Source organism: Arthrobacter sp. BG3, from assembly GCF_056680185.1.
Genome location: NZ_CM155270.1, coordinates 4,178,485 through 4,199,891, shown reverse-complemented (window position 1 = coordinate 4,199,891; position 21,407 = coordinate 4,178,485). Strand labels below are relative to the sequence as shown.

General features: G+C 67.7%; 22 protein-coding genes and 1 tRNA gene. 14 read left to right on the top strand and 9 right to left on the bottom strand.

Annotation, left to right across the window (positions count from 1 at the left end):
- Positions 1–2: 2 nt before the first annotated feature.
- The 4 genes from AC1MFL_RS18980 to AC1MFL_RS18965 form a co-directional block, all read right to left on the bottom strand.
- Entirely contained in the window at positions 3–1,070 is a 1,068-nt protein-coding gene (locus tag AC1MFL_RS18980) for an FUSC family protein (RefSeq protein WP_479815568.1), read from the bottom strand.
- Between the two features lie 133 nt (positions 1,071–1,203).
- On the bottom strand, positions 1,204–2,268 hold the full coding sequence (locus tag AC1MFL_RS18975) for a glutathione S-transferase family protein (protein WP_479811981.1): 1,065 nt from the start codon (positions 2,266–2,268) through the stop codon (positions 1,204–1,206).
- Positions 2,269–2,298: 30 nt separating this feature from the next.
- Positions 2,299–3,057, bottom strand: a complete 759-nt coding sequence (locus tag AC1MFL_RS18970; protein ID WP_479811979.1) for a M50 family metallopeptidase — start codon at positions 3,055–3,057, stop codon at positions 2,299–2,301.
- Positions 3,054–3,440: a TraR/DksA family transcriptional regulator gene (locus AC1MFL_RS18965; protein ID WP_479811977.1), complete on the bottom strand. Its 387-nt coding sequence runs from the start codon at positions 3,438–3,440 to the stop codon at positions 3,054–3,056. Before AC1MFL_RS18965 ends, AC1MFL_RS18970 begins: the two co-directional genes overlap by 4 nt.
- A 237-nt stretch (positions 3,441–3,677) precedes the next feature.
- Here AC1MFL_RS18965 and AC1MFL_RS18960 point away from each other — a divergent pair, with 237 nt between their 5' ends.
- The 7 genes from AC1MFL_RS18960 (at position 3,678) to AC1MFL_RS18930 (ending at position 10,528) form a co-directional block, all read left to right on the top strand.
- Entirely contained in the window at positions 3,678–4,214 is a 537-nt protein-coding gene (locus AC1MFL_RS18960; protein WP_479811975.1) for a hemerythrin domain-containing protein, read from the top strand.
- A 9-nt stretch (positions 4,215–4,223) separates the two neighbouring features.
- Entirely contained in the window at positions 4,224–6,380 is a 2,157-nt protein-coding gene (gene malQ, locus AC1MFL_RS18955) for a 4-alpha-glucanotransferase (RefSeq protein ID WP_479811973.1), read from the top strand.
- Positions 6,381–6,474: 94 nt separating this feature from the next.
- On the top strand, positions 6,475–7,446 hold the full coding sequence (locus AC1MFL_RS18950) for an alkaline phosphatase family protein (protein WP_479811972.1): 972 nt from the start codon (positions 6,475–6,477) through the stop codon (positions 7,444–7,446).
- 57 nt (positions 7,447–7,503) lie between these two features.
- The gene (locus AC1MFL_RS18945; protein WP_479811970.1) at positions 7,504–8,100 is read left to right on the top strand and encodes a hypothetical protein; all 597 of its coding nucleotides are present in this window, start codon (positions 7,504–7,506) and stop codon (positions 8,098–8,100) included.
- Between the two features lie 47 nt (positions 8,101–8,147).
- A complete protein-coding gene (locus AC1MFL_RS18940; RefSeq protein ID WP_479811968.1) occupies positions 8,148–8,606 on the top strand; it encodes a hypothetical protein in 459 nt (152 codons plus the stop codon).
- Between the two features lie 870 nt (positions 8,607–9,476).
- Positions 9,477–10,241, top strand: a complete 765-nt coding sequence (locus tag AC1MFL_RS18935) for a hypothetical protein (RefSeq protein ID WP_479811966.1) — start codon at positions 9,477–9,479, stop codon at positions 10,239–10,241.
- Between the two features lie 17 nt (positions 10,242–10,258).
- Positions 10,259–10,528, top strand: a complete 270-nt coding sequence (locus tag AC1MFL_RS18930) for a hypothetical protein (RefSeq protein WP_479811964.1) — start codon at positions 10,259–10,261, stop codon at positions 10,526–10,528.
- 106 nt (positions 10,529–10,634) lie between these two features.
- Here the strand turns inward: AC1MFL_RS18930 and AC1MFL_RS18925 are convergent, their stop codons facing one another.
- Entirely contained in the window at positions 10,635–11,615 is a 981-nt protein-coding gene (locus AC1MFL_RS18925) for a hypothetical protein (protein WP_479811963.1), read from the bottom strand.
- Between the two features lie 130 nt (positions 11,616–11,745).
- Positions 11,746–11,828, bottom strand: a tRNA-Leu gene (locus AC1MFL_RS18920).
- A 163-nt stretch (positions 11,829–11,991) separates the two neighbouring features.
- On the opposite strand from AC1MFL_RS18920, the gene AC1MFL_RS18915 reads away from it, so the two are divergent.
- Together AC1MFL_RS18915 and AC1MFL_RS18910 are read left to right on the top strand one after the other, a co-directional pair.
- A complete protein-coding gene (locus tag AC1MFL_RS18915; RefSeq protein ID WP_479811961.1) occupies positions 11,992–13,296 on the top strand; it encodes a M20/M25/M40 family metallo-hydrolase in 1,305 nt (434 codons plus the stop codon).
- A 19-nt stretch (positions 13,297–13,315) separates the two neighbouring features.
- Positions 13,316–14,479 carry an acyl-CoA dehydrogenase family protein gene (locus AC1MFL_RS18910; protein ID WP_479811959.1) on the top strand — a complete coding sequence of 388 codons (1,164 nt, stop codon included), beginning with the start codon at positions 13,316–13,318 and terminating at the stop codon, positions 14,477–14,479.
- Positions 14,480–14,533: 54 nt separating this feature from the next.
- On the opposite strand, the gene AC1MFL_RS18905 is transcribed toward AC1MFL_RS18910, so the two are convergent.
- On the bottom strand, positions 14,534–14,767 hold the full coding sequence (locus AC1MFL_RS18905; RefSeq protein ID WP_479811957.1) for a DUF5703 family protein: 234 nt from the start codon (positions 14,765–14,767) through the stop codon (positions 14,534–14,536).
- A 39-nt stretch (positions 14,768–14,806) separates the two neighbouring features.
- Between AC1MFL_RS18905 and AC1MFL_RS18900 the strand changes: the two genes are divergently transcribed.
- On the top strand, positions 14,807–15,073 hold the full coding sequence (locus AC1MFL_RS18900) for a hypothetical protein (RefSeq protein ID WP_226761305.1): 267 nt from the start codon (positions 14,807–14,809) through the stop codon (positions 15,071–15,073).
- A 65-nt stretch (positions 15,074–15,138) separates the two neighbouring features.
- Here the strand turns inward: AC1MFL_RS18900 and AC1MFL_RS18895 are convergent, their stop codons facing one another.
- On the bottom strand, positions 15,139–16,074 hold the full coding sequence (locus AC1MFL_RS18895) for an aldo/keto reductase (protein ID WP_479811955.1): 936 nt from the start codon (positions 16,072–16,074) through the stop codon (positions 15,139–15,141).
- Between the two features lie 52 nt (positions 16,075–16,126).
- Between AC1MFL_RS18895 and AC1MFL_RS18890 the strand changes: the two genes are divergently transcribed.
- Entirely contained in the window at positions 16,127–16,960 is an 834-nt protein-coding gene (locus AC1MFL_RS18890; protein ID WP_479811953.1) for an undecaprenyl-diphosphate phosphatase, read from the top strand.
- A 15-nt stretch (positions 16,961–16,975) separates the two neighbouring features.
- Positions 16,976–18,256 (top strand): cysteine--1-D-myo-inosityl 2-amino-2-deoxy-alpha-D-glucopyranoside ligase, encoded by a 1,281-nt coding sequence (gene mshC / locus AC1MFL_RS18885; RefSeq protein WP_479811951.1) that lies wholly within the window; start codon positions 16,976–16,978, stop codon positions 18,254–18,256.
- A 23-nt stretch (positions 18,257–18,279) separates the two neighbouring features.
- Here the strand turns inward: mshC and AC1MFL_RS18880 are convergent, their stop codons facing one another.
- Positions 18,280–19,185 (bottom strand): PAC2 family protein, encoded by a 906-nt coding sequence (locus AC1MFL_RS18880; RefSeq protein WP_479811949.1) that lies wholly within the window; start codon positions 19,183–19,185, stop codon positions 18,280–18,282.
- A 130-nt stretch (positions 19,186–19,315) separates the two neighbouring features.
- Here AC1MFL_RS18880 and AC1MFL_RS18875 point away from each other — a divergent pair, with 130 nt between their 5' ends.
- Together AC1MFL_RS18875 and AC1MFL_RS18870 are read left to right on the top strand one after the other, a co-directional pair.
- Entirely contained in the window at positions 19,316–20,095 is a 780-nt protein-coding gene (locus AC1MFL_RS18875; RefSeq protein ID WP_479811947.1) for an HAD family hydrolase, read from the top strand.
- Positions 20,088–21,296 carry a site-2 protease family protein gene (locus tag AC1MFL_RS18870; protein ID WP_479811945.1) on the top strand — a complete coding sequence of 403 codons (1,209 nt, stop codon included), beginning with the start codon at positions 20,088–20,090 and terminating at the stop codon, positions 21,294–21,296. Before AC1MFL_RS18875 ends, AC1MFL_RS18870 begins: the two co-directional genes overlap by 8 nt.
- The last annotated feature ends 111 nt before the right edge of the window (positions 21,297–21,407 follow it).

Sequence of the window (21,407 nt, the reverse complement as noted above, 5' to 3'; positions counted from 1 at the left end):
GGTCAGGCGCTGACGGCCGATGTCTTCACCACGCGCAGCATCCTGTGCAGGCTCATCAGGATCGACTCGACCGCGCTGGGGGCGTCGGTGGCCGTTTGCTCGGCGCCGATCCGTCCCGTCAGCGCTTTGACGGCAGTGTCGGCCGCCTCGATATTCTCCAACTGTTTCTCCGGGCTCTCCTCCTCGATTGAGCGCAGGATGTCACCGACGGCGGACATGGCGTCGGCAAGCGGTGCAGCATATTCGTCCGGCACCACAAACGGTGTGTCCGTGGCCCAGATGACATCCGAGAGCACCTGCGTCACGTCCTGGACGTGGAAGGTCAACCTTTCGAGGTCACGCAGGTTGCGGTAGTCCAGTCCGATGTCACGGGGGTGGAGCCGGCGCCGGGGGTTCGCCCGCCGGCTGGCGTCCGCCTTTTCCACGGCCAGCCGGACGGCGCGGGCGGAGGCTTCGAGAGAGTCGGACCGCCTGGACCAGTCCTCGTGTTCCGGCGGCCAGCTCTCCTTCAGTGCCTTGGCCATGTCCCAGAGCTGCCGGGCGAGCGCCAGGCGCAGCTCCGCGATGCTGAGCTCGGCGGCGCGGAAGTGCAGCGGCGGGAAGACCAGCAGGTTCACGAGGATGCCCACGGTGACGCCGGCCCCCATCTGCAGGAGGTAGCCGAAGGAGAACTGGTCCGGGTTGTGGCCGCCCACGAGCAGCACCAGGAGCGCCGCCGTCGGAATCCAGTCCCGGCCCGCGCCGATCTTCGGGAGTCCGGCCAGGACAACGCCGAAGGCCATCACGATGCCGACCGTCAGCGGTGACGGGCTGCCGAGGATGAACAGCACGAAGGCCAGTCCTATCCCGATCGCCAGGCCCGCGAGCGTCTGCGCTCCCTGCTTTATGGAGCCGGCGACGTTCTCGTACATCGCCACCAGGGCGCCCAGCGGAGCATAGTAGGGATAATCGGCCGCGGAACCGGGCATCAGCGGGGCGATGGCGAAGGCAATGCCCGCGGCGAGTCCTGCCTTCATGGCCAGCTGCAGCCGTGGCCACAGCAGCGCCGTGGAGACATTGCCGGCCACCATCCGCCACAGCCGCCGGAACAGGGACGGCCCTCCGGTGCGCGTTTCCTCTTCTGTTCTAGTCATCCCGGCTCACCCTAGGCTGGAGATATTGCTGCGACAAGTGGACGAACCCCGGCCGGGCGGGGTGTTCCGGTCAGTCCGCCCCGTGCCCCGGGGCCACTTCCTCGCCGGCCCGGACCGGGCCGGGCGGCGTTCCATTGCCGAAGGGGCGTCCGCCGAGGGCTTCGCGGCCGTGCGCGGTCAGCCAGTTGCCGAGCGCCGGCCCGGCGGGAACGATCCCGGTGGGGTTGATGTCCTCGTGGACGATGTAGTAGTGCTGCTTGATCTGCACGAAGTCGGTGGTGTCGCCGAATCCGGGGGTCTGGAACAGGTCCCGGGCGTAGGCCCACAGCGCGGGCATTTCGCTGAGTTTCTGCCGGTTGCACTTGAAATGCCCGTGGTAGACGGCGTCGAAGCGCGCCAGCGTGGTGAAGAGGCGGACATCGGCCTCGGTGATCGTGTCGCCCACAAGGTACCGCTGGCCGGTGAGGCGTTCCTCCAGCCAGTCCAGGGCAGTCCAGAGCCGGTCGTAGGCGGCGTTGTAGGCCTCCTGCGAGCCGGCGAACCCGCAGCGGTAGACGCCGTTGTTCACTTCGGTGAAGACCCTCTTGTTGACCGTGTCGATCTCCCCGCGCAGGGCCTCCGGATACAGCTCCGGCGCGCCCGGCCGGTGGTGCGCGGTCCACTCGGTGGCGAAGTCCAGAGTGATCTGCGGGAAGTTGTTGGTCACCACCTGGCCGCTTGCGACGTCGACGACGGCCGGGACGGTGATGCCGCGGGGATAGTCCGGGAAGCGGCGGAAGTATGCCTCCTGGATCCGCTCCATCCCGAGCACCGGGTCCTTGCCGCCGGGATCCAGGTCAAACGTCCAAGAGCGCGCATCATGGGTGGGTCCGGGCTGGCCGAGGGAAATCGCGTCCTCCAAGCCAAGGAGCCGCCGCACGATCACGGTCCGGTTGGCCCACGGGCAGGCGCGGGCCGCTACCAGCCGGTAACGTCCCGGCTCGACCGGCCAGCCGGGCTCACCGTTCCGGCCGGGGGCACCGTCGCGGGTGATCCGGTCCTCGATGTAGTTGGTGTCCCGGGTGAACTCCTCGCCGCCGGTGACGTAGGAACCCTTCGTGCTGAATCCGGGGTCGTCCGTGTGTGTTTGGCTCATGGTCCCAGCCTATGCCCGGATCCCGAGGGGTCATGGCAGCATTGCGCCCTGGGCTGCTGCGAACACTTCCGACACCGGCTGCCAGGCAAACCACCAGGCGGCACCGACGACGGCGGCGAACAGCACGATCCACACGGCGGCGGGGAGGTGGGTGGCACGGGCGAGCAGATAGGCGTCCGAGGTCGCCAGCCGGTCCCGGTGCCGCAGGTGCACGTTGCCCAGCTTGCCGAGGTCACGGACGGCGGCGACCAGCAGTGCCAGGCCGAGCACGATCATGACATGGCCGGTGAATTCCGGCGGGACGAACAGCACCAGCAGCACGGCGGCCAGGACCGCGCCGGCGGTGATCAGCAGCCCGATGCCGTTGCGGATGAACAGGAACGAGGCCAGCAGGATGAGGGTCCCGACCGACATCGCCGCCGGGCCCCAGCCGTTGAAGCCGCTCCAGACCATGGCGGCGCCGACGACGGCCGGGACGGGGTAGCCCCAGAAAGTGGACCAGACAGCCGCCAGGGGGCGGCGGCTGTAGGTGGTGGTGGTGCCCGAGTGGTCCAGGCCCAGCCGGATGCCGCCGAGGCGCTGCCCGGTCATGAGCGCGGCGAAGGCGTGGCCGAGCTCGTGGGTTACGGTGGCCAGCAGCCCGAAGTACCGCCAGCTCACCCGCGGCAGGGAAAGCGCGACGGCGATCAGGACCACCAGGGCGAGTTCGGTGCCGGTGACCTGCGGTACCGGGGACTGGGTGAATCCGGCAACGATCCGGTCCCACCAGGTTTCGGCAGCGCCGGTCATGGTGTGGTCCGTGCAGTGGCTCTGGAGGGGCCGGAAGGGCCCGAGCTGTGCCTGATGCAATACGGTGTCCAGGGCCTGGCCTCCAGCCGGCCTTCCGCAATTTCTTCACCGCAGACTTCGCAGCTGCCGTAACGGCCGGCGTCGATCCGCTCCAGGGCTGCCTCGATCTGCGCCAGGCCCTGGCGGCTCTGCTCCAGCAGTGCCGCAGCCTGGGAGAGCTCGAAGGCAATCGTCGCGCCCTCGGGATCGTGCTCGTCGTCGACGTTCGAGTCCTGCCGGGCGAGGTTCACCGAGGTGATGTCCTGGCGCAGCGCGGGAAGGAGGGCAAGCTTCCGGCGGCGCTCCTCGTGCAGGAGATTCCGGAACCGTTCGACGTCGACCATAGGCTGCAAGGCTAGCGCGGACGCCGCGGCCGTGCCTAAATCCGCCGCCGAAACCCGCAGCCGGCCGGAACCAGGGTGGGCCGCAGCCGGCCGGAACCGGGGTGGGCCGGAGCCCCGGTGGGCGGTGGCCGCGGTGGGCCGAAAGGCCCGGGAGTCCGGGGGAGTCTCCGCCGTACAGTGGGAGGGGAGCCTGCGTGCCCTACTGCGCGCCCCTATCCAGCAGACCCAGGAGGCGTCATGGATCAGCCAGCGGCCAACACCCTGAAAAACCCCGACGAGGAAGCCGGAGCCCTGGCGGCGGTGGAGCAGCACCATGCGGGCATGCTCAAGCGGCTCAACGCGCTGACGGCGACGCTCACCCATGCTGTCCGGTCCGGGGACACCGTGGCGGAGCACGACGCCCATGAGGTGCTGGTGGAGTGGTGCGAGAACGATCTCGTTCCCCATGCGCTGGCAGAGGAGGGTCCACTGTACGGCGGGCCCCGGAACATGCCACAGGGCCGGCTGCTGGTGGAGGGGATGCTGGCCGAGCACCAGGTGATTGTGGGCCTGCTCGAGGAACTGCGGGGCTCGAGCGGGGTGGATGCCGCCGTGGCTGCCGGCTCCATCCGGAACATCTTCGCCCTGCATCTGGACAAGGAGAACAGGCTCCTGATGCCGTTCATCGCGGCATCCCCGGACCTGTCCCTGGCACGCGCAGTCGAGGGCCTGCACGAACTGGTCGGGGAAACGCACGTCCATCAACACGGGACGGTGCACGGGGACAGCGTCTAGAGTGGCCCCATGGCGGATGGAATGGACCAGGATAATACGACCAGCTCAGCCGCACTGCTGCGCGAACTCGCAACAGCCCACGGCGTGGGGACAACCTACTGGGGCTGGGACGGCGTCGAACGCTCCGTTGCGGACCGCACACTGCGCGGCGTCCTCGCCGCGCTGGGTGTCCCCGCCGGGGACCCGGACGACATGCAACACTCCCTGGCTGAAGCCAGGCTGGCGCCGTGGCGGCGGATGCTGCCGCCGGTCGCCGTGGCCCGTGAGGGGCAGGAACTCCGCGTCCAGGTCCATGTCCCGCACGGCACGGCCGTCAGCGTGTGGATCGCCGCAGAAGACGGCAGCCGGTACGAGTTAACGCAGCAGGAGAACTGGGACGCGCCGGTCGCCGTCGACGGCGTCCTCACGGGACGGGCGACCTTCACGGTCCCGGACCGGGTTCCGCTCGGCTGGCACACCCTGCTGGCAGAGAACGAAGGCACGGAAACCCAGTGTCCGCTCGTCGTCACACCGCAGCGGCTCCAAACGACCGAGGCGCTCGCCGGACGGCGGAACTGGGGACTGACCGCCCAGCTCTATTCCGTGCGGTCCTCCCGGTCCTGGGGCATCGGTGACTTTGCGGACCTCGCGGACCTCGCAACGATCACAGGGCAGGAGGGCGCCGGTTTCCTGCTGGTCAACCCCTTGCACGCCGCGGAGCCCCGGCCGCCGGTCGAAGACTCGCCGTACCTGCCCACAACCCGGCGCTACTTCAACCCGCTCTACCTGCGGGTGGAGGAGATCCCCGAATACGGCTACCTCGACCCGGCCGGCCGGGCGGAAGTGGAGCGGCTGGCCGCCCGGCAGCACGCCGCGAACCACTCCACCGGGCTGCTGGACCGCAACTCCAGTTACGGGGCGAAACTGAGCGCACTCGAGCTGATCTTCGCCGTTCCGCGCGACCCCGCCCGCGCACGCGCCTTTGCCGAATTCTGCGCCGGGGAGGGGCCGGGGCTCGACGACTTCGCCCTCTGGTGCGCCCTGGCCGAGAAACTCGCCCCGGACGCCCCGCAATGGGCCGGGGCCGCGTCCGCACCGGACACCGCCTACTGCAAGGAGCAGCGGGCCCTGCTCGCCGGGCGGATCGAATTCCACCGCTGGCTGCAGTGGCTCTGCGACCAGCAGCTGGAAGCCGCCCAGCGCTCGGCCCGGCGGTCGGGCATGGAAATCGGCGTCATCCACGACCTTGCGGTCGGCGTGAAACCGGGCGGCGCGGACGACTGGTCGCTGGCCGGTGTCCTGGCCCGGGGCGTCACCGTCGGCGCGCCACCGGACATGTTCAACCAGCAGGGCCAGGACTGGACACAGCCGCCCTGGCACCCGGGCCGGCTCGCGGAATCGGGGTATGCCGCCTACCGGGACATGCTCCGCACGGTGCTGCGCCATGCCGGCGGGATCCGGGTGGACCACATCCTGGGCTTGTTCAGGCTGTGGTGGATCCCGGAGGGCGCCGGGCCGGAGGAGGGCACCTACGTCTATTACGACCACGAGGCGCTGATCGGAATCCTGGCGTTGGAGGCGCAGCGGGCCGGAGCGGTGGTGATCGGTGAGGACCTGGGGGTGTTTGAGCCGTGGGTGCGAGACTACCTGGCGGGCCGCGGGATCTTTGGCACCTCGATCCTCTGGTTCGAGCATGACGCCGACGGCCCGATCGCGCCGGAACTGTACCGGCAGCAGTGCCTGACCAGTGTCAACACCCACGATCTGCCGCCGACGGCCGGGTACCTGGCCGGCGAGCACGTCACGCTCCGCGAATCCCTGGGACTGCTGCAGCGGCCGGTGGCGGAGGAACGCGCCGAGGCCGCTGCCGAGCAGCAGGCGGTGTTCGGACTCCTTCGGGAGCGCGGTCTGCTGCCCGGGACGGGGCACCAGGATGTGCAGCGCACCGTTGAGGCGCTGTACGCCTTCACCACCCTGACGCCCTCATCCCTGCTGGGCGTCGCGCTGGTGGATGCGGTGGGCGAGACCCGGACCCAGAACCAGCCCGGGACCAGCACGCAGTACCCCAACTGGCGGATCCCCCTGGCCGGTCCGCGGGGACCCGTCCTGCTTGACGCGCTGCAGGACGACCCGGGCTTCCGGTCGCTCGTCGGCACCATCAAGTCCGCGCTGCACCGGGACGGGTAGAGGGATTGGGGCACCCAATGATCCGGAGGCGGTCCCGGACTACCGGCCCATGGCAGGGCTTTCCGTGCCCGGTTAGCATGAGGCGATGAGGCGAGTGGGCAGACCCATCCTGGCCGTCATCCTGGTGCTGGCTCTGGCCGGCTGCACGGCACCGGGCCCGGCGCCCTCGCCGCCCCCGACGGCCACACCGTCGTCGCCGCCCCCGACGGCCACACCGTCGTCGAACAGCCCGGCGGCGTCGGCCAGTCCGTCACCGACCGGAACGGCTCAGGCGGCCGCGATCGATCACGTCGTCATCATCGTGATGGAGAACAAAGCCGCCAGCCGCATTCTGGGAGCCGATGACGCGCCCTACTTGAACAGCCTCGCGCGGGAGAACGCCGTGGCGGCCAACTACCATGCGATCACCCGGCCCAGCCTGCCGAACTACCTCGCCCTGACCAGCGGCACCACCGCCGGCATCACGAGCAACTGCGCCCCCGAGGCAAACAGCTGCGAGGCGGACGTGCGCACCATTGCCGACGAAATCAGCAACTCGGGGCGGAAATGGCGGATGTACGCCGACGGAATGCCCGAACCCTGCCAGGCCGAGGACTCCGGCCGATACGCGGTGAAGCACAACCCGTTCATGTACTACCCCTCGGTGACCGAGGACCGGGCATTGTGCACCGACCGCGTGGTGCCCTTCAGCTGGCTGGACGAAGACCTGAAGACCGACCGAAGCCTGCCGGACTATGTTTTCATCACCCCCGACATGTGCAGCGACACCCACGACTGCCCGGTGCAGTCCGGCGACGACTGGCTGTCCCGGCAGGTCCCGAAAATCCTCGCCGCACCGGCGTTCACCACGAAGAATTCGCTCCTCGTGGTCACCTATGACGAGGGCGACGGTTCGACCAGCCAGGTTGCCACGGTCTTCGCCGGACCCGCCGCGCGGAAGGACTACACCTCGGAAACCCGGTTCACCCACTATTCCCTGCTGCGCACGATTGAAGACGCCTGGGGCCTGGACCCGCTGACGGACAACGACCGGGAAGCCACGGGCATGGCCGAGCTACTGAAATAGCCGATGCAGCGGCTGTATTCTGACCCAGATCCGCACACTGCTCATTTTGGGGGACCCATGAACGACAATATTCCGCCAATTCCGCCTGCGCCCCTGTACCGGGGCACTCAGGTTCCTGAAGGCTACGGGCCGCCGCAGTCCGCTCCCCAGCACCCGGCCAGCCAGGCCTATCCGCAGCGGGCCCCGCAGCCATACTTCCAGCAACCACAGCCGCAGCCCTTTGCTGCCTACCCACAGCAGCTGCACGGTATGTACGCCAGGGCGACCCGAGGCTGGGATCCGCACCGCCCCAAATCGTCAGGATTCCGGGTCGCGGCAGGAATCGTCGGCATCGCCTGCGGCCTCTGGTTCCTGGTGCCGTCCATCGCCGGTTTCCAAAAAGAGGGCGGGGTCGTTTTTATGGCGTTCCTTGTCCTGGTGGCAGCACTGGGTAACATCACGGCGGGCATCATCCTGCTGGCTCACCAACGCCAGCGCCGCCGAGGGGCTCCGGTAACATCGCTGTGCTTTGCCGGCCTCACCCTTCTCCTCGGTCACATCGGCTCGGCCGTCCCGTACTACGGCGCCGCGCTGCTTCTGTCCGCCGTCGTTTTGGCCGGGCCGGTTCTCATCGTCATGGGACTCGGGCTGTCGCGGGAGCGCCGCAACTTCTGAGCCCAGTCACGTCTCCGTCCCGTACCGCTGACCGTATGGTGGAGGCCATGGCAACGTCGAAGATTGCGGTATCCAGAAGCAAGGGCACACGCCGCCGCCCTCCCAGGGAGCTCCCGGTTTCGGTTTCGAAACTCCGGTGGGCGCTCGTGCGCAGGCTGGTCTTTGTCGTCCCCGTCGGACTGTTATTCAGTGTGACGCTGACCCATGTCTTCAACACCGAGGGGTCCGGCTCCGGGAACCCGGCCGAAAAGATCGCCGGCATTGGGCTGTCGATCGCTCTATTTTTCGGGATCATCTGGGGCAACGGCAGACAGAATCGGGCAGTGTTCGCGAAATCAGGAGGAGACCCCAATGCAGCCGGCGTGCTGCTGTTCGGGGTTATGCCCACGCGTGGCACGGGCACCGGATCCGGCGGAGACCAAGGCTACAGCGGTTCCAGCTCTGGCGGAGACAGCTTCGGCGGGTGCGACAGTGGAGGAGGAGATGGTGGAGGCGGCTGCGACTAACTCCGGCGAGCCGGGAGACGGGCTTTGCCGCCAGCACATGCGGGACGCGCCGGCGCCCCGCCTCCGCGGGACGCCGGAGGGCTCACAGCTGAGAAGTGACGGTCCGGTTCCTGGCCACGCCCTCGGACACGATGTTAAGGACCATTGCTGCCCTAGGATCTATGTTTGTCATGGGGCCAGTACCCGGCGAGGTGGACCTTGGGCTGTGAGCCGGCGGCGGGATGCCCTCGAAGTAATGGGGGAAACCTCGCGGCGATCACCGCCGCCGACATGATTCGAACCTACACGCGCAATCTGAGGGAATTCTGGGCGCCGCGTGGCGCGGCTTGCCGCATGCTCAGAAGGTGCGGACGGCCGCTGCAGTGTATTCGGTGACGGTACCGGCGCTGTCGAAGTCCAGGGGATACCGGATGGGCACCGGTTTGGGCGGGTAACCAGGCTGAACCGGGTCCAACGGCTGGAGCTGGTAGTCGAGGGTGAAGATCTGGCTGGAGGCTGGCGCCAGGGTGATGTTTGTACGACGGTGACCGGATAGCTGGCCGTGCCGTTGGTCGCGACGGGTGGACCAGGTTCGTCTGGATGAGGGGCACGTCAAGGTTCTGGACGATCGCCCGCGCAGGCTAGCCCCGCCCATCCCGCGCCCCGGAGAGCGCACTACTCGGCTTCGCCCTAGAGAATGCCAGGTTCTGCAACTGCCCGCGGGACCCACGATGCGGTCCCGGACCGTGGAAAGTTGCTCGGCTGGCTTCGCGACTCTCCGGCGAACGTCTCGACATCCGGGCCTTAGTCTACGCATGCTTGATGGCGGGGGAGCCGTCCGCACGGCACCGCCGTAGACGCAGCATCAGCACATTTTTATTGGGGGAACACTTGAAGCACAACACCGTCCATTCCACACTGGCCGCCGGGACGCTGGCCTGCTTCCTGCTCACCACGGGCTGCGCCGCGCCTCAGGGCAGTACGGCACCACAAAACAGCACAACGCCGTCTGCCGCCACGCCGGCCACCACAGCGCCCGAGCTGCGCGTTACCACCTCTGCCACCCCGCCGGCCGCTCCGAGCGATGCTGCGCCGGCTCCCGAGGCACCGCAGGCTGCGGCAACGGAGACGTTCACGTTCCCGGACGGCCACATTTCCTTCACCCACCCGGCCGGTTGGACCGTCACGGTCAAGCCCGGTCCCGCCCTCAACCCGGAGGCCCAGAAGACCTCCTTCGATGCGACCGTCCTCGACGCCTCCGGTTCTGAAATGGCTCACGTGCTCAGCGGCATGTACGGCGACGGAGCGGCCGGCCCCGTCAAGCGCACCGTCCTGGATCACACCCCGGTGCCCGGGATCATCGACACGACCGGTGAGGCAACCGAGGTCGGCTTCGCCTATGACGAGCTCCCGGGATCCTCCGATGGACCGTACTACCACCTGGACGTCAGGCGCGCCCACGAATTCCAGCCAACCCAGACCAACTCAGGAACCAACCAGGTGCTGCTGCCCAACGGAGTCATGACGGCACGGGTCATCTTCGGCGGATCAGCGACCACGCCTCCCTTCGCTTCGCCCGCCGCAGCGAAAGCCTGGATGGGATCCGAGCAGTACGCGCAACTGAAGGCCATGCTCCTCAGCCTGAACTACTCGTAGCCGGCCCGGGCCGCCCGATGATGCTCCGCGTCCGCTGGGCCGACAGGGCATGGGCACTGCTTGTCCTGCTGGCTGCCGCGCTGATGTCGTGCGGGCTGGCCTTGAACTCCAGCTTCCTCGTCCTCTCACCTATCGAAGCGGAAGGCCGCGGCCTGATCCTCCTCGGCTCCCTGGCGTTTGCGGGCTCCGCCGTGTGGGCACGACTGAGCGGGCGGCCCGTCTGGGTCTCGGTCCTGACAGCGCTGCCCATGGTGGTCGTAAGACGGACTGGCCATGGAGATGCCTGACGCGCTCTCCGCCCATCTGGCAGCCCTCAGCCTCATCGCCCAGCACTGACCGGCATGCTCGCCCCGGCGGCCGGCGGGCTGCACCTTGAACGGCGGAGCCAGCCGGCTAGTACTGCAGAAAGCCGTCCTGGATGGTCTGCAGGTCAGCGGCCAGCGCCGCCATCCTGGCGGTGGGCTCTTCCGGTCCGCTGTCGATGTTGCCGAGGCTGTCGCCGGACCATTTGTGCCAGACCCTCGCGACGACTTCCGGGGTGATGGCACCGCCGGCGCTTATCAGCGCGGCGAAGTCCTCCATCTCCGGGTCGTATCCGGTCTCCGGCGCCCCGTGGTCCATCACGCCGAGCAGGTCGTGGGCGTTCAGGCGCTCGGTGATGGCGGCGCGCAGGCGGGCGTATTCAGGCATGACGGTATCCATTGGCGTCATTCTATGAGGATTCGGACCGGACTGCCGGAGAGACCGGGGTGTCCGGTTCTGAAACGGGCTTGGAGGATATGCCGGCCCGACTAGCACAGGCACCACGCCGAGAACGGATGCCACAAGAAGGTTGACCTGATGCCCCGGCACGAACAACTGTATGAGGAACAGGAGTGCTGAGAGGGCGACGAGCCACCAGCCAGCGGCATGCGTGAACGGATGGGTCACCCGGTACTGAACGGGCTTCTTCTTCGCCCCGATCGGCACATCATTACTCAGGTTCCGCGCAGCCCGGTCCTTGGCTTTCAGCAAGCCTGCGGCCGGCTTGTTGACCGCTTCCATTCCGCCGTCCAGCTTGCAGTGAAAGAGGGCAATGTCCGTTTCGTCGGCGTAGCGACGCGCCTGCTCGGTGTGGCGGGACCAGGTGAAAAACAGCATCCGCGACGCTGTTTGGTTGCCCCTCGCCCCGACCAGTATCTGAAGGTAGGGCCGGCCGCCGTCGCGGGCCGCGTCGATGTTGTTCCCGTGCGCTTTGAGAACCGTGAGCTGCAAGTTGGCGCTGCCCTTTGAGTCCATTTTCTGGCCCACACGGTGTTTGGTGTCGGGACCGATCCACCGCACGTAGTAGGTAATGGATCCGTCTTTGCATTTTCTATCTTCGAAGTAAGCCACAAAACCACTATGCGGACGTCGGCCCGGCGGGTGTCGCTTTTCGGCATCGGCGTGGGTGAAGCTGGAGCCCGCGTGGGCGGGAACAGAAAAAAACCCCTAGAATCCTTGGATTCTAGGGGTTTTCCCTTAGTGCGCGGAGGGGGACTTGAACCCCCACCCCCTTTCGAGGACTAGCACCTCAAGCTAGCGCGTCTGCCATTCCGCCACCCGCGCAGGTGGTATTCGGTGAACCTTTTCGCCTTTCAGCGTTTTGGTTTTCTCCGAAGCAGCGAGAAAGACTCTAGCATGAAGTTTCCCGAAACAAATAATCGGGGCGTGATCGGGCATGTGGGTAGGCTGAAGCCAGCAAAAGAGCCGACCCCACGAGGAGTGAAACATGACTGAAATCAGGCCCGAGGACGAAGTCGTCAGAATCTGCCAGGAACTGATCCGGATCGACACCTCCAACTACGGTGACGGGTCCGGCCCGGGGGAGCGGGCGGCTGCTGAATACACCGCGGGGCTGATGACCGAAGTGGGGCTGGACGCCGAGATCTTTGAGGCCGCGCCGGGCCGCGCCAGCGTGGTGACCAGGCTTGCCGGCGAGGACCCGTCCGCCAGCGCGCTCGTGGTCCACGGGCACCTGGACGTTGTTCCCGCGCTCCGCGAGCAGTGGTCCGTGGACCCCTTCGGCGCGGAGCTCAAGGACGGCATGATCTGGGGCCGTGGCGCCGTGGACATGAAGGACATGGACGCCATGATCCTTTCCGTGCTGCGGAATTTTGCCCGCACCGGACGCAAGCCCAAGCGGGACCTGATCTTTGCCTTCTTCGCAGACGAGGAAGCCGGCGGCACCTACGGCGCCCGCTATGCCATCGAGAAGCGGCCCGAACTCTTTGACGGCGCCACCGAAGCGATTTCCGAGGTCGGGGGATTCTCCGCCACAATCGGCGGTCAGCGCACGTACCTGCTCCAGACCGCCGAGAAGGGCCTCTCCTGGCTCCGACTCGTCGCCCACGGCCGCGCAGGGCACGGCTCGCAGATCAACACGGACAACGCCGTCACCCGGCTCGCCAGCGCCGTTTCCCGGATCGGGGAGTACCGGTGGCCGGTCGAGCTGACTCCCACCACCCGGCAGTTCCTCGACGGTGTGACTGAACTCACGGGCGTGGAGTTCGACCCGGACGATCCGGAGAAGATCCTCAAGGAGCTCGGCACCGTGGCCCGCTTCGTCGGCGCCACCCTGCAGAACACGACCAACCCCACCCTCCTCAAGGGCGGCTACAAGCACAATGTGATCCCGGAATCGGCCGAGGCCCTCATCGACTGCCGGACCCTGCCCGGCCAGGAGCAGCACGTCCTCGAAATCGTCCGCGAACTCGCCGGCACGGGCGTGGACGTGAGCTACATCCACAACGACGTCTCCCTGGAGGTTCCGTTCGCCGGGAACCTCGTGGATTCAATGATCGATGCGCTGCACGCCGAGGACCCAGGGGCCAAGGTCCTGCCCTACACCCTCTCCGGCGGCACGGACAACAAATCCCTGAGCCGGCTGGGCATCACCGGCTACGGCTTCGCCCCGCTCCAGCTCCCGGACGAACTGGACTTCACCGGCATGTTCCACGGCGTGGACGAACGCGTCCCCGCCGAATCCCTGAAATTTGGTGCACGGGTCCTGGATACCCTGCTCACGAACTACTGACGCCTGAAAGAGACCGCCCATGAACCCTGAAGACGTCCTGCCCGATGCCCTGCTGGAACGGATCCGCGGGCGCGCCGCCGGCTATGACCGGGACAACGCCTTCTTCCACGAGGATCTGGCGGAACTGGCGGACGCCGGCTACCTGAAGATCTTCGTTCCGGCGTCCGACGGCGGACTGGGCCTCGGCCTTGCGGCGGCCGCTCAGTTGCAGCGCCGGCTCGCGACGGCTGCCCCGGCCACCGCGCTGGCGATCAACATGCATCTCGTATGGACCGGCGTCGCGCATGTCCTGGCAGCACGGGGCGACACCTCGCTCGACTTTGTCCTCCGGGAGGCCGGGCAGGGCGAAATCTTCGCGTTCGGGAACTCCGAGGCGGGGAACGACTCGGTGCTCTTCGACTCCCGCACTGCAGCCGTCCCGCTGGCCGGCGGCGGCTACGCCTTCACCGGCCGCAAGATCTTCACGAGCCTCTCGCCGGCGTGGACCCGGCTGGGGATCTTCGGGAAGGACGCCTCGGCCCGGGACGGTGCCGGGGAACTGGTCCACGGGTTCATCACCAGGGACACCCCCGGGTACGAGATCCTGGCCGACTGGGACACCCTGGGGATGCGGGCCAGCCAGTCGAACACCACGGTCCTGGACGGTGCGGTGGTGCCTGCGGAGCGGATTTTCCGGAAACTGCCGGTGGGACCGAACGCGGACACGCTGATCTTCGCCATCTTCGCGTGCTTCGAGACGCTGCTGGCTGCGGTTTACACGGGCATCGGCCAACGGGCGCTCGCCCTCGGCATCGAGGCCGTGAAGCGGCGGACCTCGTTCAAGAACGGCGGGCGCAGCTACGCCCAGGATCCTGACATCCGGTGGAAGGTGGCCGACGCGGCGATGGCGATGGACGCGCTCTATCCCCAGCTGTCGAGCGTCACCGCCGACGTCGACGGGCTGGCCGATCATGGGGGACAGTGGTTCCCGAAGCTGGTCGGCTTGAAGGTCAGTGCGACGGAGACAGCCCGCACGGTCGTGGACCTGGCCATCCGGGTGTCCGGCGGATCCAGCTATTTCCGTGGTTCCGAGCTGGAACGGCTCTACCGGGACGTGCTGGCGGGAATGTTCCACCCCTCAGATGACGAGTCGGCGCACAACACGGTGGCCAATGCCTGGCTGGGACCGCTCGAGACAAGCTGAACCATGCGCGCAAGGTCCCGGACGGGCCAGACGGTCCGCCGGCCCCCGGGGGGCCTAGACGGTCCGCTGGACCTGGGTGACCCTGCGGCGGAGCCAGAACCGGCGGCCGCCGCCAAGATACAGCACGCTGCGTTCCAGTTCCCACTTCCCGTACTCGGAGTGTTCGACCAGGCGGCGGCGTGCTTCCGGCAGGGAATCCTCAGGACCGACCGTCAGTACGAGGTACTCGTACTGCCTCAAAAAGTCCCGTTCCCGCCGGACTGAACTGCTGAGAAAATGTTCCTTCATTGCTCTCCATTTTCTACCTTTTCCGGCTAACGTGAAGTCATGAGCATCGATCCGCGTGTCGCGCTTCAATCCTTGACGGCTGCACTCGAAGAGCATCTCGTCGCGGCGTCGGCGCGCCGGGGCCCCGGGGACCCTGCGGTCGAGGCAGCCTTTTTTGCAGTTGCTGATGCCTTTGAAGTCTACGACGACTCGCTCTACGAAGCCTACGGCGAAGTGACCCCTCTTGAGGTGATCGAAGACGACAGCGATGAGGACGAGGAAGAAGACGTCGACGACGAGGAAGACCTCGAGATCCTCCAGGACTAAGCCCGGCCGTCAGCCCGGCTACAGGGCCTGTGAGGCAGTGCTGGAAATTGGGCGGTGCCAGGAACCTAGGCGAGGCTGGAAACGTCCTCGAGCGCCTGGGCAATCTGCGGCGGAAGCGGCGCGAGCGTTGAATCCAGGATTTCCTTGAGCTGCACCGGCGTGCGTGCGCCCACGATCGCCGTCGCCACACCGTGCTGGGACAACAGCCAGCTCAGCGAGACGTCCAGGGCGGAGCGCCCCAGACCCTTCGCCGCCATCGCAACGGCCTCCACCACGCTGGACGCGGTCCCCTCAAGGTACGGCTCCACATAGCCGGCCAGCCGCGAATGGGCCGCCCGCGAATCCGCGGGAATGTGCCCGCGGTACTTGCCGCTCAACACCCCGCGCCCCACCGGGCCCCACGCCATCAGTCCCAGGCCTGCGTCCTCGATGGCCGGAATAAGCTCAGCCTCGGGGGAGCGGTGCAGCAGGGAATACTCCGACTGGTTCGCGATCAGCGGGAACCCCGCAACAGCGGCCGCTTTCGCCGTCTGCCAGCCGTTGAAGTTGGAGACACCCACATAGCGGGCGCGGCCTGAGCGCACAGCATAATCAAGCGCGGACAGGGTCTCCTCCAGTGGGACGTTGGGGTCCCAGGCCTGCGCGAACCAGAGGTCCACGTAATCGGTGCCGAGCCGGGCCAGGCTCGCGTCCAGGCCGGAGAGCATCCCGTTCCGTGAAGTGTCGACGCTGCGCCGGCCCTCCGACGTCGACAGTCCGGCTTTCGTGGAGATGACCACCTCGGAGCGCGCGACCACGTCGCCGAGCATTCCGCCCAGCATCGCCTCAGCCTGGCCGTCGCCGAAGGACGCCGCCGTGTCGACCAGGGTCCCGCCGCCGTCCACGAAGGTGCGGAGCAGCGCCGAGGCGTCCTGCTCATCGGTTTCCCGGGCCCAGGACATGGTGCCGAGGGAAAGGGAGGACACACGCAACCCACTGTTGCCGACATAACGCTGCTGCATGTCAGCAAGCTTACGGGGATTCGGATTGCTTCATGACGTAGGGTCTATAAACGTGAACTGGTTTGAAGCGGCCTTTCTGGGCCTCGTGCAGGGACTGACAGAATTCCTCCCTATTTCCTCAAGCGCCCATCTGCGGATCGTCGGCTCCTTCCTGCCCGACGCCGCCGATCCCGGGGCGGCCTTCACGGCCATTACCCAGCTCGGGACAGAAACCGCGGTCATCGTGTACTTCTGGCGGGACATCGTGCGGATCGTCAAAGCCTGGGCGGGTTCCCTCGCCGGAAAAGTCTCCCGGCAGCACCCGGATGCCAGGATGGGCTGGCTGGTCATCCTGGGCAGCCTGCCGATCATCGTCCTCGGACTGCTGTTCCAGGACCAGATCGAGTCCGTGCTCCGCAGCCTCTGGCTTGTCGCCACCATGCTGATCGTGTTCGGCATGATCCTCGCCGTGGCCGACGCGGTCGGCCGCCAGGAACGCGACCTGACCCAGCTGAGCTACAAGCACGGCATCCTCTTTGGCCTGGCGCAGGCCATGGCCCTGATCCCCGGTGTCTCCCGCTCCGGCGGGACGATCACCGCCGGACTGCTGATGGGCTACACCCGGGAAGCGGCAGCCCGCTATTCGTTCCTGCTGGCGATCCCGGCCGTGTTCGGCAGCGGCCTGTACCAGCTCTACAAGGTGGTCTCCAAGGAAGGCATCACCGGCCCCTACGGCCTCCCGGAAACGGCCCTCGCCACCGCCGTGGCCTTCGTGGTGGGGTACGTCATCATCGGCTGGTTCCTGAAATACGTCTCGACCCACAGCTACCGGCTCTTCGTCTGGTACCGGATTCTGCTGGGCCTGGCCCTCTACCTGCTGCTCGGTTTCGGCGTCATCAGCGCCTAGCACTAGGCTTGGGCTGTGAAGTCTTGGATCTCCCGCCCCGTTCCCCAGCTCCCCGGCAGCATGGCTGCCCTGCGCCTCTTCGACACCGCCAAAGGCAGCGTCGTCACCCTGGGGGCGGCAGGCGAACAGTCAATGTACGTCTGCGGAATCACCCCGTATGACGCCACCCACATGGGGCACGCGGCCAGCTACGTCGCCTTCGACCTGCTCAACCGCGCCTGGCGCGACGGCCGCCAGCAGGTCGCCTACGTGCAGAACGTCACCGACGTCGACGACCCACTGCTGGAGCGCGCGACGGCGACCGGCGTGGACTGGCGCGATCTCGCCGCCAGCCAGATCGAACTCTTCCAGACAGATATGGAAGCGCTCAACGTCCTGGCCCCGGACCACTATGTGGGCGCCGTGGAAGCCATCCCCCTGATCGTGCCCGCCATCGAGCGGCTCGTGCAGCGGGGTCTGGCCTACCGGGTCACCGGCAGTGCCGGCGAACCGGACGGCGATGTCTACTACGACGTCGAAGCGGCCGGCAAGCACTCCGCTGACGCCACCGACGCCTGGACGCTCGGTTCCGTCTCCGGCCTGTCCGACGCCGAGATGCTGGAACTCTTCGCCGAGCGCGGCGGCGACCCCGGCCGGGCCGGCAAACGCCAGGCGCTGGATCCGCTGCTCTGGCGGGTTGCCCGCGAGGGCGAACCGAGCTGGCCGGGCGGCGAGCTCGGAGAGGGCCGGCCGGGCTGGCACATCGAATGCACCGTCATTGCGCAGAAGTACCTTCCCGCGCCGTTCACCGTGCAGGGCGGCGGCTCGGACCTGATTTTCCCGCACCACGAAATGGGTGCCGGGCATGCCTACTCCCTGTCCGGAGTGCCGCTGGCGCAGCACTTCGCCCACGCGGGCATGGTGGGGCTCGACGGCGAAAAGATGAGCAAGTCCAAGGGAAACCTAGTCCTGGTGTCCAGGCTGCGTGCCGGCGGCGAGGAACCGGCTGCGATCCGGCTGGCCATCCTGGCCCACCACTACCGCAGTGACTGGTCCTGGACCGACGCCGGTTTCGCCGCGGCCAAGGAGCGGCTCCGCACCTGGCGGGCCGCCCTCTCCGTGGCCCCGGAAGGCTCCGCCGCCGGGCTGCTGTCCCGGCTGCGGGCCGAACTCTCGAATGACCTGAACGCCCCCGGGGCCGTCGCGGCCGTGGATGACTGGGCCAGGGCGGCACTCATGGACGGCAGGGCCGGGTCCCCGACGGACGCCGCACTGGTGAGCGACGCCGTCAACGCGCTGCTCGGCGTCGAACTCTAGGCGTCGAACCCCGGGGCCGGACGTTACGGCTTGTCCTTGCCGCGGCGCTTGAGGTAGCGCTCGAATTCCCGGGCGATGGATTCGCCGCTGGCCTCGGGGAGGTCGGCGGTGTCCTTCGCCTCCTCCAGCTGACGCACGTAGGCCGCTATTTCGGGATCCTCGGTGGCCAGCTCATCGACGCCGCGCTCCCAGGCGTCAGACTCCTCCACGAGGTCCGCGGTGTCGAGGGGAACCTGCAGGAGCTCCTCGATCCGGTGCAGCAGCGCGAGCTGCGCTTTGGGGGAGGGCGCCTGGGCCACGTAGTGCGGCACGGCGGCCCAGAGCGAGACCGTGGGCAGGCCCGCCAGCAATGCCACCTCGGCGAGGACCCCGACGATGCCCACCGGACCCTCGTACTGCGAGGCCTCAAGGTCCATCCGCTCGCGTAGCGCGGGGTCGTCCGTGGAGGTGCTCACCGGAATCGGCCGGCTGTGCGGCACGTCCGCGAGGAGGGCGCCGACAAGGATGACGTAGTCCACGTGGAGTGCCTCGGCGTGGACCAGCAGTTCAGCCGTGTAGGCCCGCCACTTGTAGGACGGCTCCGTGCCCTGGACGAAGATGACATCCACGTTGGAGTCGGGAACGCTGGCTTTGAAAATACGGGTCGAGGGCCACTTGATCTTCCGCTCACCGGAGGACGTGCGGCGGATCGTGGGCCGGGTGAACTGGAAGTCGTAGTACTCGTCGGCGTCGACCGAACCGACCTTCTTGCCGCCCCAGAGCTTGTTGAGGTAGCGCAAGGCATCGCTCGCAGCCTCCCCGGCGTCGTTCCAGCCTTCAAAGGCGGCGAGCATCACCGTGATGCGCCGGCCCTCGGGTACGGGCTGCAGCAGCCGTTCCGGCTCGGGCACGTCGCCCGTTTCCGCGGGGTCTACCTCGAAGCTATTCATCCCTTCACCCTACGTCCAAGGACCCGGCCCCCGCAGGGAATGAAGCGCCGGAAAACGGCGGTCCGCGGCCGATATTCGCCGTAGGCGTAGTATCAGGCCCCTCACAGGGCCGCCCCGTAGACTGGAAAGCATGCAATCCTCAGCTCCCCAGCCCCTGCTCAAAGCCGCGCTCTGGGACATGGATGGCACCATCGTCGACACCGAGCCGTACTGGATCGAGGCCGAACACGCCCTGGTGGCCGCGCACGGCGGGCAGTGGTCCCATGAGCAGGCCATGCAGCTGGTGGGCCAGTCCCTGGTCTTCTCCGCGGGCATCCTGCAGGATGCCGGGGTGGCGCTGGAGCGCCGGGAGATCATCGACATCCTGACTTCCCACGTCATCAGCCAGGTCCGCACTTCGGTGCCGTGGCGGCCCGGGGCCCGCGAACTGCTGGAGGAGCTTCACACCGCGGGGATCCGCTGCGCGCTGGTGACCATGTCCGAGGCCCCGCTGGCCCGGGAGATCGTGGCCAGCCTGCCCAGGCCCTACTTCGATTTCCTCGTCACCGGAGACTCGGTCACGCAGGGCAAGCCCCACCCCGAGGCCTATCTCAAGGCGGTCGGGCTGCTGCAGGAGCAGGACCCGGAGCTGGGCCTGCATCACTGCATCGCACTGGAGGACTCCGGGCCGGGCGTCGCGGCTGCCGTCGCCTCCGGCGTGCTGACCGTCGCCATCCCGCATATCGTGCCGCTGCCGCATGATCCGCGCCACGCCATGTGGGACACCCTGGCCGGGCGCACCGTGGCCGACCTCGAAGAACTCGTCGCGCTGCGCCACGAATTCCCGGACGCTACCTTCGGCCTGGCCAGCGGCGCCGGCGCCGGCGGCCGGCCGGGACGCGGTGCGGCTAGGGTGCCGGTCCATGACTGATACCGACACCCGCGGCCGCAGCGGGCGGGATCCGCAGAAGCAGGGCCGCAAGGAGGGAATCCCGCTGGGGCGGATCGCCGGCATCCCGGTGATCCTCGCCTATTCGTGGTTCATCATCGCCGCGTTCACGGTGATCGCGTTCGGGCCCGTCCTGCAGAGCGACTATCCCCGCCTCGGCGTCACCGCCTTCTTCGTCGCCTTCGCCTACGCGGTGCTGCTGCTGATCTCTGTCCTCGTGCATGAGCTCGCGCACGCCCTGACAGCCAAGCTGTTCCACTGGCCCACGGAGAAAATTGTCCTCAACCTCTGGGGCGGCCACACCGAGTTCCAGAGCTTCACTGCCTCTCCTGGTCGCTCCGTCCTGGTTGCGATGGCGGGCCCGGCGGCGAACTTCGTCCTTGCCGGCGCAGGCTGGCTCCTGCGGACCGGGGGCGATCTGACCGGGGTGCCTGGGATCCTGGCCAACATCTTCGTCTGGGCCAACCTGCTGATCGGCATCTTCAACGTCCTGCCTGGGCTGCCGCTGGACGGCGGCCGGCTGGTTGAATCCGCCGTCTGGAAACTGACCGGCAGCCAGGAAAAGGGGACCGTGGCGGCCGGCTGGGGCGGGCGGATCATCGTGATCGCCCTCGTGGCGTGGTTCGTGGTCCTGCCCGTGCTCAGCGGTGACCGGCCGGACATCTCCCTGATGCTCATCACGGTCCTCGTCGGCAGCTTCCTCTGGATGGGGGCCACCGCCTCCATCGAACAGGCCCGGCTGCGGAGCCGGCTGCCGTTCGTGGAAGCCGGCGCGTTGGCCGAACCGGCAGTGGGCCTCCCGGAAGGGGCGTCCGTGGCCGAAGTGCTGGCACTGGCCCCGGATCCCGCCACGGGGGCGAGTCCCGCCGTCGTGCTGTACCGCCCGGACGGGCGGCCGACTGCCGTGGTGGACGCCGGGGCCGTCGCCACGGTCTCCGCGGCCGCCGCCGCCGCCACGCCCCTCACGGCCGTGTCCTACGCCCTCGGCACCGGCGCCTATGTGCCCGAGTGGTCCAAGGGGCAGGAGCTGATCCAGTACCTGGCCCAACTCGACGGACTGGAGTATGCCGTCGTGGACCGCGACGGCACAGTCACCGGACTTCTGCGGCAATCAGCTGTCCTGGCCGCCCTCACGGGCAAGGGCGCCGGTGCCGGCAAGCGGATGTTCGGCCAAAACCGGTAGAGTTACCTGCCGGTCGTGTATTTCCGGCCCCGCCACCAGGCCCCGGGCACCAGCAGCCAGACCGCCGGCACCATGCACGGCCACCCAGCTTTACAGAAGCGAGGAACATCT